The sequence below is a fragment of the Brakhagea baltica genome (assembly GCF_052161605.1).
Lineage (GTDB): Bacteria > Planctomycetota > Planctomycetia > Pirellulales > Pirellulaceae > JBKCUI01.
In genome coordinates this window covers 696,158-711,540 of record NZ_CP197409.1, presented here as the reverse complement: position 1 = coordinate 711,540, position 15,383 = coordinate 696,158, and the positions used below count along the sequence as shown (strand labels likewise).

Here is a 15,383-nt window from a genome sequence, read left to right as displayed (position 1 = left end):
CCGGAAACCCGATGAGTATAACCCTCTCACAACTCGAATCGCATCTCTGGGAATCGGCCAATATCCTGCGTGGTCCGGTCGATGCAGCAGACTTCAAGTCTTATGTGTTTCCGCTGCTCTTTTTCAAGCGTATCTCGGATGTACATGACGAGGAACACGCCGCCGCGCTTAAGATGTACGAGGGCGATGAGGAGTCGGCGCTGTTCCCTGAGAACTACGGCTTTCAGATTCCCGAGAACTGCCACTGGGCCGACGTTCGGAAGGTGGCCACCAATGTCGGCCAAGCTCTGCAAACTGCGATGCGGGGCATTGAACAGGCCAATCCGCACACGCTGTACGGGATTTTTGGTGACTCTCAGTGGACCAACAAAGACCGCCTTTCCGATGCCATGCTGCGCGACCTCATCGAGCATTTCTCCACGCTGGAACTCACGGTCGCCAATCTTCCTGAAGACGAATTGGGCCAAGGCTACGAGTACCTCATTAAGAAGTTCGCCGATGACTCCGGCCACACGGCCGCCGAGTTTTACACCAACCGCACCGTCGTCCACCTGATGACCGAGATGCTTGACGTGCAGCCCGGCGAGTCTGTCTATGTTCCCACCTGCGGCTCCGGCGGCATGTTGCTTTCCTGCATCTCCCACCTGCGGAACCAGAAAAAGGAATGGCGGAACGTGAAGCTCTACGGCCAGGAGCGAAATTTGATGACTTCCTCCATCGCCCGAATGAACTGCTTCCTTCACGGCATCGAAGACTTCCGCATCGAGCGTGGCGACACCCTGGCCGAGCCGAAACTTGTCGAAGGCGACCGTCTCCAACGCTTCGATGTCGTACTGGCCAATCCGCCCTACTCCATCAAGCAGTGGAACCGCGAGGCCTTCGCCACCGACCCGTGGGGACGTAATCTCTACGGCACGCCGCCTCAGGGCCGCGCCGATTACGCCTTCCAGCAGCACATCCTGCAAAGCCTCAAGCCCAAGTCCGGCCGCTGCGCCGTCCTTTGGCCGCACGGCGTCCTCTTCCGGAAGGAGGAGGCAGACATGCGCCGCAAGCTGATCGATGCCGACCTCATCGAGTGCGTCCTCGGCCTCGGTCCGAACCTCTTTTACAACTCCCCCATGGAGGCCTGCGTCGTTGTCTTTCGCACGCAGAAACCCAAAGCTCGGCGTGGGAAAATCCTGTTCATCAACGCGGTGAACGAAGTCACCCGCGAGCGAGCCCAGAGCTTTCTGACGGAGGAGCACCTGAATCGCGTCGTCCGCGCGTATCGGAGTTTCAAAGACCAGTCCGGCTTCACCCGCGTCGTGCCCATTGAGGAAATCCGAGCGAAAGAGGGGAACCTGAGCATCCCGCTGTATGTCGGCGGAGAAACACAGACGCAAGCCGACGCTGTCGCCGCGACAGCTACCACGGCATTGCCCAATGCGCTCGCAGGCTGGCTGCAAAGTTCAATCGAAGTTCGGCGTGCGATTGATAAACTGCTCAATGGAGGTAGCCAATGAGCAAAGTCAAGCCAAAAAAACTAACGATCATGGTCTCGTCAACGGTATACGGAAGCGAGGATACGCTCGATCGAGTTTATGACATTCTTGCGGGATCGGGATACTACGAAGTCTGGATGTCGCACAAAGGAACGCTTCCTGTTTCTTCAAATCGATCGGCATTCGAAAACTGTTTGGAAGGAGTCCGGCGGGCAAATATCTTTCTCGGCATCATCGGAACCCGGTACGGCTCAGGCATCGACAAGAACGATCCTGCATCCATTTCCATTTCTCACCTGGAACTACGAGAGGCGATTAAGCTTAAGAAACCTCGTTGGCTGCTGGCCCATGCGAATATCCTAATTGCCCGAACATTATTCGAGAAAATTGGTCATAAAGGTATAGAAGGTCGCAAGTCATTGTCCCTTAAACGGTCCGACATCCTCGAAGATTTGCGTTTGATTGATATGTACGAAGAAGCGACATTCGACCAATTACCGTTGCCAGAACGCGTAGGGAATTGGGTACAGAAATTCCACGATCCCTCCGACGCTGGGCTGTATGTTGTATCGCAGTTCTACCGCTATCAAGAGATTGAAGCCTTTGTTAGGGAAAAGCTTGGCGACGGTGCGCCGCTCTTTGAAAGGTCTGGAAAGCGATGAAACCGGAAAAGATAAAGACCTTGCTAAAGCTGGGAGAGGGAACTCAGGTCGAATTCAAGTCCAATCTTAAAGGACCTGATGCGATTGGGCGCATCGTCAGCAGCTTTCTGAATTCGTCAGGAGGCTATATCGTGTGCGGTATTACGGATGACGAGAAGGTTACGGGACTCGATGTTCCGGATGAGCAACTGACCACCTTTGAGCGAAAACTGCACGAACAATTATCTCCATCCTCTTTGGTTTCAATCCAGCGGCAAGAGCTGGACGGCCGCGCAATTGTTGTCATTGAGGTACCGCGGGGGAGCGACGCTCCCTATTCGTACAAGAATGTGATTTACGTTCGCGATGGGGAACGAACGCAAATTGCCACCAACGAAGCGATCCGCGAAATGGTTCTCGCATCGAATATCGAACCTATTCGCTGGGAACGCCGCCACTCGTTAGCGGATTTGGATTCGGATCTGGACGTCAACGAAATCCGCGCGACAGTCGAGGATGCTCAGAAGGTGGGGCGAGCCTACTTCAAGGATACCACCGACGTAGTCCGCACACTCGGAGATCTCTCGGTCGCTCGGTACGGACGCCTCACGAATGGGGGCGATGTCTTGTTCACGAAGAATCCTGTAATGCGTCTGCCGCAGATTCGTGTTAGGGCGATTTGCTACAACTCCGACAAGGCTGGTGACAAATTTGCGGATATGAAGTCGTTTGAAGGGCCAGCGATGGCTATGTTTGAGCAGGCCTACGCGTTTATTGTTCGCAATACGCCTACGGTTTCAAAATTCGCCAAAGGCAACCCCAAGCGGCAAGACCTCCCGCTGTATCCGGAAATGGCTGTTCGCGAAGCCTTGATTAATGCTTTCGCTCATCGCGACTATTCGAGTTCATCTGGTGGAATAGCGATTCACGTCTTTCCCCGCCGCTTGGAGATCTGGAACGCGGGCTCATTTCCCGCCGGAGTGACCGCCGAAACCATGGTTACGGGGCAGATTTCGGTGCTGCGTAACCCGGACATCGCCCATGTGTTGTACTTGCGAGGCTTGATGGAAAAGGCGGGGCGGGGGAGCGTGCTTATTGTTCAAGAGTGCGAAAAGAGCGGCCTGCCGACCCCGCAGTGGCAGTCCGATGACCGTCGTGGCGTCACCCTAACTTTTTTTCCCCCGGAAGTCGCCCCGGAAGACACCCAGCAGGACACCCAGCAGGAAACCCAGCAGGATACCCAGCAGGATACACAGCAGGTCACCCAGCAGGTCACCCCGCAGGTTCTCGCTCTGCTGACCCATTTGGACAGAGATCATTCACGGGACGAGCTGATGGGACTGCTTGGATTGAAAGACCGGAATAGTTTCTCGAAGGTCTACCTAAATCCCGCTCTGGAAGTGAAAGTCATCGAGCGCACCATCCCCGAGAAGCCCTTCAGCAAGAACCAACGCTACCGCCTCACGCCCCGTGGCAAAGCCGTCCGCGCGAAAGCCAAATCGTAAAGTCAGCCGAGAATGAGGATCGTTACTATGCCCACAATGACCATAAATAACGCCAGCCAGAGATCTTTAGCCAGCCTCGCAAATTTAAAACCCAATCCCGAATGGGCCGAGCTCGCGTTGTTTGATTGCAGCGACTGGCAGCGAGTGCGTTTTGGAGACGTGGTGGCGAATTGCAACGAGACCTGCAATCCGGCGGAAGCTGGGTTGGAGCGGTTTGTGGCAATGGAGCATTTGGAGCCGGGGTCGCTGCATGTGCTGAGCTGGGGGAATGTGGCGGTCGGGACGAGTGCCGGTTCGCTCTCGCCCCGCACCAACTGGAGCAGCCTCGCCAGCTTCGAGTTCGACCTCGCGCCGCTCGACCAGCAGCGCCGCATCGCCGAAGTCCTCTGGGCGGTGGATGAGGCGTCTATGAAGTTCGAGCAAACCTTGGCTGCAATCAAAGAAGTGTCGTGTGCTGCCTCAGATAGTATCTTTGAAGCGAATGAGCGAGTATGGCACGCAAAGGCTATTGATGCTTGTGACCGGATCACGGTCGGAATCGTTGTGAAACCTGCGAGCCACTACCTCCGGAAACTGGGTGAACTCCAAATGACATTTATAAACGCACTTACCTCATGACTTTCACCGAATCCAACACCGCCGAGCAGTTGATCCTCGAAGTCGTGACCAACCTCGGCAGCGGCGCGAGCCGTTCCGTGGTCCGTGCGGAACCTCTTGCGGGCTGGGGCGGTTCCTTGGGCGAAGAGTTCAAGCCACTACGCTGGAACTGCATAGTAGTGGACACCGAATGGAAAGGGGGCTGTAAATGAACGAGCCGGGGAAATTTCTGCTCTACACCGGCAAAGACGGCGCGGTGAAGGTCGAAGTGTTTTTTCAGAGTGAAACCGTCTGGCTCACGCAGAAAGCCATCGCCGAGCTGTTTGGCGTCCAGCGGCCCGCCATCACAAAACACTTAAGAAATATATTTACAACCGGCGAATTGGTCGAGAATTCAGTGTGTTCCATTTTGGAACATACTGCCGAAGACGGGAAATCTTACGACACAAAGTACTACAATCTCGATGCGATCATCGCCGTGGGCTATCGAGTGAACAGCTATCAGGCCACGCAATTCCGCATCTGGGCGACTCAGACGCTGCGGGAATTCATCACCAAGGGATTCGTGCTGGATGACGAGCGGCTGAAACAAGGGAAGCGGGTCTTTGGCAAAGATTACTTCGATGAGCTGCTGGAGCGCATCCGCGAGATCCGCGCCAGTGAGCGGCGGTTTTACCAGAAGATCACGGACCTCTACGCGCTGGCGGTGGACTACGATGCCCAGGCTCCAACCACCAAGGACTTTTTCGCCATGGTGCAGAACAAGCTGCACTGGGCCATCACTGGGCAGACGGCGGCGGAACTCATTTACTCACAGGCTGACGCGACCAAGGTCTTTATGGGACTAGCGACGTGGAAGCACGCGCCGGACGGCAAGATTTTAAAGTCGGATGTGACGGTGGCAAAAAACTACCTGAGCGAGGCTCATGTGAAGGAGCTGAACCGCATTGTCTCCGCCTATCTCGATCTGGCGGAGAATCGTGCGGAGCGTGGGATCGCCACGCGGATGAGCGAGTGGGTGAGCTTCCTGCACAGCTTCCTGGAACTCTCCGGCTATCCCATTTTGACCGACAAAGGCAAGATCAGCGCGCTGGAAGCCAAGTTAAAAGCAGAAGGAGAGTTTGAAGTCTATCGCCAGCGCCAGGACGCAGAATACCTCTCGGACTTCGACCGCGAAGTAAAACGACTCCAAGGGCCAACCAAAGACCAACCATGACCTTCACCGAATCCAACACCGTCGAGCAGATGATCCTCGACGCCGCGACCACACTCGGCAGCGGCGCGAGCAGTTCCGCCGTGCGCGAGAACTTGCCTTCGGGCTGGAGTGGTTCGTTGGGCGAGGAGTTTACGCCATCGCGCTGGTCCTACGTGGCGGCGACGGCGCTGCCGCGTCAGCCGGGCGAGGTGATGGTCGAGCCGTGGGTGCGGGAAGCGCTCATTGCCGTGAATCCCGAGATCGCCGCGCAACCCGACCGAGCGGACGAGGTGATCTACGCGCTGCGGGCCATCCTGCTCTCCGTGCAGGGTGATGGCCTAGTGCGCGCGAACGAGAACTTCATGGCCTGGCTGCGCGGGGAAAAGACTATGCCCTTTGGCCCCAGCGGCGAGCATGTGCCGGTGCGGTTGGTCGATTTCAACCAGCCCGCCAAGAACCGGCTGACGGTAACGAACCAGTGGATCTACCAGACGGGCAGCGTCGTGAAACGCTTTGACGTGGTCTTTCTGGTGAACGGTCTGCCGCTGGTAATCGGCGAAGCAAAGACGCCGGCGCGCAGCGCGGTGACGTGGTTCGACGGGGCGTATCAGGTGAACGAGATCTACGAGAAGGAGATCCCGGCCATGTTTGTGCCGAACGTCTTCTCCTTTGCCACGGAAGGCCGACTGCTGCGCTACGGCAGCATCCGCATGCCGATCGATCTCTGGGGGCCGTGGCGCGATGACGACAATCAGGACGAAGGCGAGCTGCGCCATGTGCGGGCCTCGGTGGAAAGTCTAATGCGGCCCGGCGTGGTGCTGGACATCCTGCAAAATTTTACCCTCTTCGCCACGGACAAAAAGCACCGGCGCATCAAGGTGATCTGCCGCTACCAGCAATACGAAACGACCAATAAGATCGTTGCTCGCGTGGTGGCCGGGTATCCGAAGAAGGGGCTCATCTGGCATTTTCAAGGCAGCGGCAAGAGTCTGCTGATGGTCTTCGCCGCGCAGAAGCTCCGCATGCACCCCAAGCTAGGCAATCCCACGGTCATGATCGTGGTGGACCGCATCGACCTCGACACGCAAATCAGCGCCACCTTCAACGCGGCGGACGTGCCGAATATGGTCGGCGTGGGCGACCGGCAGGAGCTGCAACGGCTGATCAATCAGGACGTCCGCAAGGTGCTGATCACGACGATTCACAAGTTCGGGGAGGCCACTGGCGAGTGGAACGCCCGCAAGAACATCATCGTGATGGTGGACGAAGCGCACCGCACGCAGGAAGGGGACCTCGGGCGCAAGATGCGCGAGGCGCTGCCCAATGCCTTTCTGTTTGGCTTGACCGGCACACCGATCAACCGGGCGGACCGCAATACCTTCTGGGCCTTCGGCGCGGACGAGGACAGCGCGGGCTACATGAGCCGCTATTCCTTTCAAGACAGCATCCGCGACAAGGCCACGCTGCCGCTGCATTTCGAAGCGCCAACGGTGAAGCTGAAGATTAATCAAGCGGCAATTGATGAAGCCTACAAGGCGATCACCGACAATCTGAGCGAGCAGGACCGCGATGACCTGGCTAAACGAGCCGCCAAGATGGCCGTGCTGGTAAAGAACCCAGAACGTGTGAGGGCGGTGGTCGAGCACATTGTGAAGCACTACCAGACCAAGGTCGAGCCGAACGGATTCAAGGCGCAGGTGGTGTGTTTCGATCGTGAATGTTGCGTGCTCTATAAAAAAGCGATGGACGAAATTGCCGGACCCGATGCCAGCGCGATCGTGATGAGCGGTGCGCAAAAAGACCCACCGGAGTGGAAGGTCCATCTGCGTGAAAAAGATGATGAGGAGAAACTACTCGACCGCTTTCGCGATCCGGCGGACCCGCTGAAGTTCGTCATCGTGACCAGCAAGCTATTGACCGGCTTCGATGCGCCGATCTTGCAAGTGATGTATCTCGACAAGCCGATGCGGGATCACAATCTTCTGCAAGCGATCTGCCGGGTGAACCGCACGTTTGGCCAGTCCAAGACGCACGGATTGATCGTAGACTACATCGGGATCTTCGACGATGTTGCTCAGGCACTGGACTTCGACGAGAAGGCTGTGCAGCAGGTGGTCAGCAACATCGACGAATTGCGGAAGGCTTTGCCCACGCAGGTTCAAAAGTGCCTCGCGTTTTTCCCCAACGTGGATCGCACGGTCGGCGGCTACGAAGGTCTGCTGGAGGCTCAACAATGCCTTCCCAACAACGCGGTGCGAGACAAATTCGCGGGTGAATACACCGTGCTCGGCAACATTTGGGAAGCCTTGTCGCCTGATCCCTGCCTGAGTGCGTATGCTACGGATTACAGGTGGCTGACGCAGGTTTATGAATCCGTTAAGCCCGTGAGCGGTAACGGAAAACTGCTTTGGCATCGCCTTGGTGCGAAGACGATTGATTTGATCAACCAGAATGTCCATGTAGAAGCGGTTCGCGACGACATCGATACATTGGTGCTCGATGCTGATGTGCTCGACGCCATCTTGAAAGATGCGAATCCGGACAAGAAGGCGCGTGAGGTGGAAATCAAACTTATCGCCCGTCTGCGTAAACATGCCGGCAATCCCAAGTTCAAGGAACTCGGCGAGCGACTAGAAAAGATTCGCGAGAAGCACGAGCAAGGTCTGCTCAACAGCCTGGAGTTCTTGAAGGCGATTCTTGAGATTGCCAAGGACACTGTCGAAGCTGAGAAGCAGACAGATCCACAAGAAGAAAAGGACCAGGCGATTGCCGCGCTGACTGAACTCTTCAACGAGGTGAAGACAAAAAACACGCACGTCATTGTTGAGCGGATTGTGGTGGATATTGATGCCATCGTGAGGCAAGTTCGTTTCGATGGCTGGCAGACGACCACTCAAGGGGAACGCGAAGTTCAACAAGCCCTGCGGCGAGCCCTACTAAAATACAAACTGCACACGGACCAAGAGCTTTTTGATAAAGCATACGGCTATATCCGGCAGTATTATTGACCTTGGCTGGCCCCCCCCGAACAAATCGACGCTGCGATTCGCCAGCTTGTTAGTAAAGCCATTACGACCGAAGGGCAGGTGATCGACGTCTTAACGGCTGACGACTTGCCCAAACCGGACATCAGCTTTCTGAGTGAAGAGTTTCTTGCGGAAGTGCGCGGGCTCAAGCACATGAACGTTGCTGCCGAGCTTCTGGAAAAGCTGCTAAAAGATGAATTGAAGGTTCGCTCCAAGCGTAATCTGGTCCAGAGTCCAGTCTTTTCCGAGAAGTTGAAAAAGACGATCAAAGCCTACCACAACCGTGCCATCGCTACCCAAGAGGTGCGACAAAACGACGTGACACAGATCCTAGCGGGTCGATCATCAAGTTGGTTGAACCGGCCTCAATATTGGCATTGTAGATGCTTAGCAGGGCGGCTGATCAACATCTCCGCAAACTTCAAACGCGAGGGCCTCCCTAGCAGCATCCCTATCAGCTTGCTCGAAGAATCTGCCGAGCACGAGCTTGTACAACGGTCATGACATGAAACCAAGCAAGCAACCGATCATACACGGCTCGCTCGTCCGAGGTGATGACTCCCAAGTTCGCGTTTTTCTGCCAATCGATCAAGAAGTTGCTGCGAATCCTCATCGGCTCTCAGCGCAGCAATCTTGGCTGCGGATTCGACTGTCATAAACTCAGCCAATGGCTCAACAAGGCGTTCCAGGATCGTTGTCATGATATCGTCCACTATAAATTGGATTCGACAAACACCATCACCCAATTGGCCAACACGTTGGTCATTTGCCCAGTTAACCAAACAAAAGCGGATGGGGAGGGATTCGAACCCACGGACGCCTTACGACGTCTCCGGTTTTCAAGACCGGTGCATTAAACCGCTCTGCCACCCATCCTTTGTGTATCCAAGATAACAATCCGCCGCTGCCGACGCTCCATCAGGAACAAATTGCTCTCGATGATCGGAATCTGAGATCTCAGTTTCTGACAAGCCCTCAGAACGCTTGGCATCGCGTGTTTCCAGGGCAATTAGGCGTGCAGATTGTAGCCGGGCGTCTAAATCTGAGCAACCTGGACTTCTCCCTATTTCTTTCCAAGTTGTCCGGGCTAAACGGCCTCGCTCATCACAAATGTCCACCTTCTACACCCTGTTCGCGGCAGATCATTCGCAGTGACCGTGTTTTCAACCGATTGCAAAGGATTGCCTTGCAAATTAACGGAAACTTATGCTGCGTTGGTGTGGTTCTGGATTAAACTGTTCTGAGATTTGGCTGCCCGAGAATGTCTCTAGTGGCAGCTTCATTTTGCCCAAATGAACGCTTCCAGTGAAATACGAAACAATCGCCATTAAGGATATTACAAACATTGCAGATTGGGATGCCTTTGTGCTATCTCATCCGCGAGGTTCGATATTCCATTCCACCGCTATGGTTCGAGCCGAGAACTCTACCAAGCTCCATAGTCCCTACGCTATTGGTGCTATGGCCCCTGACGGTAACCTTTGTGCAATATTGGTTGCAGTCAGGGTCTCGACACTCCAGAAAATGGCTTCTGCGGTGGCATCACGCTCCATCATGTACGCTGAACCCATTTATCTAGACAATGAATTTGGTCGCGCTGGCGTCCGCAAGCTGATTGCGAATCATGATCAAGAGATGAGCCGCAATACGCTCTTTTGCGAGGTCAGACCCAATTTTTCCTCGCCAGGGCTCTCCAACCCTTTGTCCGATTGCAACTATCGTCGACTCGGTTATATCAACTACGAACTAGCGATCGATCAACCCGAGAATGTGTTGTTTCGTGGTTTGAGCGACAAACGCCGTAACAACATTCGATCCGCCGTTCGAAAAGGGGTTACCGTCGAAGAGGTGGATTTGTGCAAAGGATTGGACGAGTTTTACGAGCTGCTAGTCAGTAGTTATCGTCGCTCCCGAATCCCGCTTGTCGATGTATCTCTATTTCGCTCAGTCGCCGTCGAGCTAAGCCAACCTTATGTTCGTTTATTAATTGCCTACTACGATGGAGTGCCCGTTTCTGCTGGCTGCTTTCTCGCGTACAAAGACCGCGTAACTTGTTGGTATGCTGGGACAAAGAGAATCCCGGGAGTTCACTCGATGACGCTTGTGTTCTGGGAGGCAATTAAGCATTATGCGAAAGAGGGGTACGCAGTTTTCGACTTAGCGGGAGCAGGGTGGGAAGGCGAGAATTATGGACCAGGGAAGTTTAAATCCAAGTTTGGTGGCGAACGAACTAATCACGGGCGATACCGCAAAATCTACTCGCCTTGGAAAATGAAAGCAGCGAATGCTGCATTCCATGTTTTGCGCCGTTGGACTCTCTATCCAAGCTAACGTCCTATCCAAACGAACGGTCCAACCGTGACAAAGTTCAACCTGTTATTCTCTTTGACCACTCCATCCGATCTCAGAACATGTCCTCTCCACCGGCACTATCCAGTCAAGACCGAATCTTAGGACTGGATGGATTCAGAGGGCTTGCGGTGCTGATGGTAACGGTCTATCGATTCGGCGAGGTTTCCTTTACTGAAGACGTTATTGGCGGCATTGCGAGCAAAGCTTTCTACTTGGGAGCATCCGGCGTCGATCTGTTCTTTGTGCTCTCTGGATTTTTGATTACCGGAATCCTATTGGACCGAAAAGAGCATAGAGCTTATTTCTCTCATTTTTATATTCGACGGGCTCTTCGAATCTTTCCACTCTACTACGGAGCGCTTCTGCTATTTTTGTTTTTGTTACCTATTCTAGGCCTCGATCTAGCTGCACAGGGGGAGAAAAAGATCAGTGGCAACCCAATCCATCTGTGGCTCTATACAACGAACCTATCGATCGCTTGGGCGAACCAATGGCACTTTGGGGCCTTTGACCATTTCTGGTCACTGGCCATCGAAGAACAATTCTATCTCATCTGGCCAATGATTGTCCTCTTTTTAAAGCCGCAGCAGTTGTTCAAGGCTTGCCTCATCGGCATGGGGATCTTTGCTTTATGCCGAATTGGTTTCGTCTACGCCACGCAACTGGATGAGACTGCCAAGACCTTTACGTTATTCCGTATGGATGGTTTGCTACTCGGTTCCGCTGCGGTGATCTTAACTAGAGACCAGGCCGTTCAATTCCAACCGACCCGCTCCCAATTGCGATGGTTTGTTTGCGTATGCTGTTTAGCATTTATGGGCACATTGGTGCTCGGCAAAAACGACTTGGCCATCCGATATACGATTGTCTCTCTGGCAGGCACGGCGGTACTCTTGTCTATAATAGCCAGCCAAAAGAATGATTGGGAATTGCGTCTATTTGAAAACCGCATCCTGCGATCGCTGGGAAAATTCAGCTATGCGATGTACGTGTTTCAAATGCCGTTAATCCCTCTGATGAAAGATTGGATTTCTCCTGCGTCGTGTACTAACCTGATGGGAAACGCCATTCTCGGTGCCCTGATCTATGTGGTTACCATGTTTTGTCTGACGTACGCGATGAGTGTGGGATCCTGGTACCTGTTCGAGACAAAGTTTCTAAATCTTCGAAAGCGTTTTTCGAGTTGAAGACGCATTTGCTCCCCTTTACGAAGTCAAATGCTCTAGCCCAGGAGGAAGATTCGTAAGGGGCTTCAATTCACTAACTTGAACCGAAGCCTTGGGATAGCTGCAATAGTCCGCAGCAAAGTAACCGCTCGGTCGGTGATTTCCGCTTGCCCCAACGCCACCAAACGGCATGACGCCACTCGCACCTGTTGTGGGATTATTCCAATTTACAATCCCAGCCCGAATGCATGACACGAACTCTTGGAACTTTGCTGCTTCATCCGAGAGAAGGCCTGCTGATAGCCCATACTGAGTTCGGTTGGCAATTCTTACCGCCTCTTCGAAATCCTTGACGAATACCGCTGTTGTTAGCGGGCCAAAATGCTCTTGGTCATTCATCTGTTCACAACCGATTTCCACGAGCCCAGGTGTCAAGCTATTGGGGGAATTCTCAACGCGTCGACTCTCGACCAACAACCGTCCACCGTTTTCGATGTACCGTCTCTGCGCCTGCAAAATCTCATCACACGCTTCGCTCGAAACCAGACAACCCATGAACGGTTCCGGTGTTCCCAAGGGACTACCGACACGAATCTTTGCCAGCGAGCTGGCAAAACGCTCGAGCAACAAGCGATTTTCGTGAGACTCGATCAAGATGAGCCGCCTTGCACAGGTGCAACGTTGCCCGCTGGTTATGTAGCAAGATTGCACTAAGACTTGAATCGCAGCGTCGACATCGCGCACTCGATCGACAACCAGAGGATTATTGCCCCCCATTTCTAGCGCCAGCAAACAATCGGGGCGGCCCGCTAGTTGACGATGAAGCGCCAATCCCCCTCGGTGCGACCCAGTAAAAAACACACCAGCCAGTTCGCGTTGGTCAACAACTCGTTTCGCCACCTCGACAGCGCCATGCAGCATCTCTAAACAGCCTTCCGGTAAACCGGCTTCTTGCCAGCATTTGACAATCCACTCCCCGACCGCAGGTGTCTTTTCACTAGGTTTAAAAATAACCGTGTTGCCTGCAATCAAACTCGGAACGATGTGGGCTCCGGGCAGATGTAGTGGCAGATTGTAGGGCCCGAGAACCAGAACTGCCCCCAACGGCTGATAACGAATCACATTCCGAGCAGTCGGTGTTTGGCTACTCCAATCGGATCGTCGCGTGAGCAACGCATCGATAGCGTTCTCAACCTTGCTCTTGGCAGCAGCCACCTCCTGCTGGCTCTCCCACAGAGGTTTACCACTTTCGAGTGTGATGGCTAGCGAGATCGCATCTTTGTTTCGGTCCAGCGCGAGCGCATACCGCCGAGCGCATTCCATGCGTTCCTCGACAGGAACTCGCGACCAATTTTTGAAGGCCTCGACGCTCTTTACAAACGAGGCATCCACCGAATCTGGGGTTGCCCAATCTCCTTGCCACGTAATGCGGCTATCAACCGGACTCAAACGAATAAAGCTTGTCATGTGTGTCTTTCCTACCTCCGAGACCCAAACCAGACTTTATGTTATATTCCATCATGCCGCAATTGTCGCGAAACCTACCTCGACCCCTCCCACGGAATATTGCTACCTCATGGACTCTTCCCATTCTTTTTTGCAAACCTCACGTGTTATCGTGGCCGTTTTCTGCCTTGCATGTTCACTTCATGCACCAGCATACTCCCAGGTTGAGGCGACTGCGGTTGCCAAGTCTAACGATCCGTTTCGACAAGACAACTTGATGGCTTGGTGCATTGTTCCGTTCGACAGTTTTAATCGCCCGCCGCTGGAACGTGCAAAAATGCTTTCTGAATTGGGGCTTGCAAAGTTTGCGTACGACTATCGAGCGGAACATGTACCAACCTTCGAAGAAGAGATTCTCGCATTGAAGAAGCACGACATCGAGCTTACTGCTTGGTGGTTTCCCGGGCATCTCAACGACGAAGCTAAGATGACCCTTTCGCTTTTCGAAAAGCATAAGGTCACGCCTCAGCTTTGGGTCATGGGGGGAGGCGATGTCAACATGTCCAGCGAAGACGAGATGCGATTTATCGAAGCCGAAGTCAACCGGCTTCGACCGATCGCCGAGGCGGGCGAGCGGATCGGGTGCAAGCTGGCGCTATACAACCATGGCGGCTGGTTCGGGGTACCAGAGAATATGGTTCGGCTCGTAAAAGCCATCGATCGTCCGAATGTCGGAATTGTTTACAACTTGCACCACGCTCATGACCAGCTCGAACGGCTGGCTGATGTCTTGAAGTTGCTCAAGCCGCATTTGTTAGCTCTCAACGTCAATGGAATGGAAACCAACGGCGATCAAGTCGGCAAGAAGATCCTGACTATAGGCCAGGGAAATCGCGACAACGAAGTCTTTCGCATCATTCGAGATTCTGGGTATGCCGGTCCTATTGGGATTCTCAATCATACACAGGAGGATGCCCGCGAACGTCTAGACCAGAACATTCGCGGCTTAAGGAATCTGCTCGGTTCCTTGGAATGAGCGCGGTCAATCCATCTTGGCAGGCGGAAAGGGCAGAGGCTAAAACTGCCGGCAATGCGTTCGTTTGCTTGATTTCGACCAGGGGTGTCCCTAGGACGTTATGTTAGCGTTGTAGTACAAGCCGTGCGGTGAGTCTGGGCAATGCGAAGCGAGCTCGGAGTCGCCTTCGGCGACGAAATCCCAAAATGACTGTGTAAGTGAGATAACGGTGTAGAGTGATGGGCGGTGGGAGTTCTGGAGCCCTATCGGAGGGCTCGCGCCCGTACCGCTACTATTGGCGTCGCTGCGCGATGTTGCCATCGAGCGCACTTCCCGCTGATCGGGATCGACGGCGTCCTGCCCTCCCCGGCAATCTCGCTTAAGGCTCGATTGCCGACCCTCCCAAACGCTCCGCTGGGAGGGTAAAGCTTCGTTTTGGGCAGCAATTAGCGAGAAGTATCGACTTTTTTCCAGTTTCCTATTGAATTGATTAAAGAAATCCTGGAGTATCCCTTTGGGTGGTCAAACGGGCCACCCGGGCAGGCCATCCAGTGCTGAATGGATTCAGTCACCATGGAATGCAGGAACTGTGGCAATACGTTTTGAAGTCAGGATGACTGAATATGCCTTACGCACCGTTTTGGTTTGAGACAATTGGAGATGCCTTTCCTCTGATCGTTCCGTTTCTTGCTGTCGGTGCGATGTGGGTTGCCAAGGCGAGTGAAAACGAACAATGGCAACGCGTGGCGGAGCGATTCTACTTTACCGCTCTCATCATTGTCGCTTGGGGGACGTTACGGACCATTCTTTGCAACGACACATGCTGGTTTGCTCACACGATAAGCTTGGGTGGTATGGTGGTTGGTGGTATATTCCCATTTGCTTCCAGCGAGTCTGCGGCTGTTATCGAGCTCCGGCATGATGAAAGCGACCTTGTGACCGGCCTACATGAATAATTC

Annotated in this window: 15 protein-coding genes and 1 tRNA gene; 12 read left to right on the top strand and 4 right to left on the bottom strand. The window is 54.0% G+C overall.

The window, feature by feature from the left end:
- Window positions 1-11: 11 nt before the first annotated feature.
- Genes SH449x_RS02780 through SH449x_RS02745 form a run of 8 tightly spaced genes read left to right on the top strand, consistent with a single transcriptional unit; the run spans window position 12 to window position 8,949 of the window.
- Entirely contained in the window at window positions 12-1,502 is a 1,491-nt protein-coding gene (locus SH449x_RS02780; protein ID WP_482379793.1) for a type I restriction-modification system subunit M, read from the top strand.
- Complete coding sequence (locus SH449x_RS02775; RefSeq protein WP_482379792.1) at window positions 1,499-2,143, top strand: DUF4062 domain-containing protein; 645 nt, start codon at window positions 1,499-1,501, stop codon at window positions 2,141-2,143. Before SH449x_RS02780 ends, SH449x_RS02775 begins: the two co-directional genes overlap by 4 nt.
- Window positions 2,140-3,627, top strand: coding sequence for an RNA-binding domain-containing protein (locus SH449x_RS02770; protein WP_482379791.1), 1,488 nt, complete (start codon window positions 2,140-2,142; stop codon window positions 3,625-3,627). The genes SH449x_RS02775 and SH449x_RS02770 overlap by 4 nt, the downstream gene beginning before the upstream one ends.
- A gap of 27 nt (window positions 3,628-3,654) precedes the next feature.
- Entirely contained in the window at window positions 3,655-4,245 is a 591-nt protein-coding gene (locus SH449x_RS02765; protein WP_482379790.1) for a hypothetical protein, read from the top strand.
- Window positions 4,242-4,436 carry a hypothetical protein gene (locus SH449x_RS02760; RefSeq protein WP_482379789.1) on the top strand — a complete coding sequence of 65 codons (195 nt, stop codon included), beginning with the start codon at window positions 4,242-4,244 and terminating at the stop codon, window positions 4,434-4,436. The genes SH449x_RS02765 and SH449x_RS02760 overlap by 4 nt, the downstream gene beginning before the upstream one ends.
- Window positions 4,433-5,440 carry a virulence RhuM family protein gene (locus SH449x_RS02755; protein WP_482379788.1) on the top strand — a complete coding sequence of 336 codons (1,008 nt, stop codon included), beginning with the start codon at window positions 4,433-4,435 and terminating at the stop codon, window positions 5,438-5,440. Before SH449x_RS02760 ends, SH449x_RS02755 begins: the two co-directional genes overlap by 4 nt.
- The gene (locus SH449x_RS02750; RefSeq protein WP_482379787.1) at window positions 5,437-8,427 is read left to right on the top strand and encodes a type I restriction endonuclease subunit R; all 2,991 of its coding nucleotides are present in this window, start codon (window positions 5,437-5,439) and stop codon (window positions 8,425-8,427) included. The genes SH449x_RS02755 and SH449x_RS02750 overlap by 4 nt, the downstream gene beginning before the upstream one ends.
- Before the next feature lie 6 nt (window positions 8,428-8,433).
- The gene (locus SH449x_RS02745; protein WP_482381801.1) at window positions 8,434-8,949 is read left to right on the top strand and encodes a type I restriction enzyme endonuclease domain-containing protein; all 516 of its coding nucleotides are present in this window, start codon (window positions 8,434-8,436) and stop codon (window positions 8,947-8,949) included.
- A 23-nt stretch (window positions 8,950-8,972) separates the two neighbouring features.
- Here the strand turns inward: SH449x_RS02745 and SH449x_RS02740 are convergent, their stop codons facing one another.
- A complete protein-coding gene (locus SH449x_RS02740; RefSeq protein WP_482379786.1) occupies window positions 8,973-9,146 on the bottom strand; it encodes a hypothetical protein in 174 nt (57 codons plus the stop codon).
- 88 nt (window positions 9,147-9,234) lie between these two features.
- A tRNA-Ser gene (locus tag SH449x_RS02735) sits at window positions 9,235-9,321 on the bottom strand.
- Window positions 9,322-9,750: 429 nt separating this feature from the next.
- Between SH449x_RS02735 and SH449x_RS02730 the strand changes: the two genes are divergently transcribed.
- Window positions 9,751-10,776, top strand: coding sequence for a lipid II:glycine glycyltransferase FemX (locus SH449x_RS02730; protein WP_482379785.1), 1,026 nt, complete (start codon window positions 9,751-9,753; stop codon window positions 10,774-10,776).
- A gap of 80 nt (window positions 10,777-10,856) precedes the next feature.
- Window positions 10,857-11,984, top strand: coding sequence for an acyltransferase family protein (locus SH449x_RS02725; RefSeq protein WP_482379784.1), 1,128 nt, complete (start codon window positions 10,857-10,859; stop codon window positions 11,982-11,984).
- A gap of 18 nt (window positions 11,985-12,002) precedes the next feature.
- Here the strand turns inward: SH449x_RS02725 and SH449x_RS02720 are convergent, their stop codons facing one another.
- Complete coding sequence (locus SH449x_RS02720; RefSeq protein ID WP_482379783.1) at window positions 12,003-13,430, bottom strand: succinylglutamate-semialdehyde dehydrogenase; 1,428 nt, start codon at window positions 13,428-13,430, stop codon at window positions 12,003-12,005.
- A 109-nt stretch (window positions 13,431-13,539) separates the two neighbouring features.
- Here SH449x_RS02720 and SH449x_RS02715 point away from each other — a divergent pair, with 109 nt between their 5' ends.
- Window positions 13,540-14,445, top strand: coding sequence for a sugar phosphate isomerase/epimerase family protein (locus tag SH449x_RS02715; RefSeq protein WP_482379782.1), 906 nt, complete (start codon window positions 13,540-13,542; stop codon window positions 14,443-14,445).
- 90 nt (window positions 14,446-14,535) lie between these two features.
- On the opposite strand, the gene SH449x_RS02710 is transcribed toward SH449x_RS02715, so the two are convergent.
- Window positions 14,536-14,745 carry a hypothetical protein gene (locus SH449x_RS02710; protein WP_482379781.1) on the bottom strand — a complete coding sequence of 70 codons (210 nt, stop codon included), beginning with the start codon at window positions 14,743-14,745 and terminating at the stop codon, window positions 14,536-14,538.
- A 302-nt stretch (window positions 14,746-15,047) separates the two neighbouring features.
- On the opposite strand from SH449x_RS02710, the gene SH449x_RS02705 reads away from it, so the two are divergent.
- Window positions 15,048-15,380 (top strand): hypothetical protein, encoded by a 333-nt coding sequence (locus tag SH449x_RS02705; protein WP_482379780.1) that lies wholly within the window; start codon window positions 15,048-15,050, stop codon window positions 15,378-15,380.
- The last annotated feature ends 3 nt before the right edge of the window (window positions 15,381-15,383 follow it).

Coding starts and splice junctions, on each gene's coding strand:
- SH449x_RS02710 (WP_482379781.1), bottom strand. CDS start 14,745: ATGGCAACATCGCGCAGCGACGCCAATAGTAGCGGTACGGGCGCGAGC.
- SH449x_RS02760 (WP_482379789.1), top strand. CDS start 4,242: ATGACTTTCACCGAATCCAACACCGCCGAGCAGTTGATCCTCGAAGTC.
- SH449x_RS02720 (WP_482379783.1), bottom strand. CDS start 13,430: ATGACAAGCTTTATTCGTTTGAGTCCGGTTGATAGCCGCATTACGTGG.
- SH449x_RS02775 (WP_482379792.1), top strand. CDS start 1,499: ATGAGCAAAGTCAAGCCAAAAAAACTAACGATCATGGTCTCGTCAACG.
- SH449x_RS02750 (WP_482379787.1), top strand. CDS start 5,437: ATGACCTTCACCGAATCCAACACCGTCGAGCAGATGATCCTCGACGCC.
- SH449x_RS02715 (WP_482379782.1), top strand. CDS start 13,540: ATGGACTCTTCCCATTCTTTTTTGCAAACCTCACGTGTTATCGTGGCC.
- SH449x_RS02780 (WP_482379793.1), top strand. CDS start 12: ATGAGTATAACCCTCTCACAACTCGAATCGCATCTCTGGGAATCGGCC.
- SH449x_RS02770 (WP_482379791.1), top strand. CDS start 2,140: ATGAAACCGGAAAAGATAAAGACCTTGCTAAAGCTGGGAGAGGGAACT.
- SH449x_RS02705 (WP_482379780.1), top strand. CDS start 15,048: ATGCCTTACGCACCGTTTTGGTTTGAGACAATTGGAGATGCCTTTCCT.
- SH449x_RS02740 (WP_482379786.1), bottom strand. CDS start 9,146: ATGACAACGATCCTGGAACGCCTTGTTGAGCCATTGGCTGAGTTTATG.
- SH449x_RS02725 (WP_482379784.1), top strand. CDS start 10,857: ATGTCCTCTCCACCGGCACTATCCAGTCAAGACCGAATCTTAGGACTG.
- SH449x_RS02765 (WP_482379790.1), top strand. CDS start 3,655: ATGCCCACAATGACCATAAATAACGCCAGCCAGAGATCTTTAGCCAGC.
- SH449x_RS02755 (WP_482379788.1), top strand. CDS start 4,433: ATGAACGAGCCGGGGAAATTTCTGCTCTACACCGGCAAAGACGGCGCG.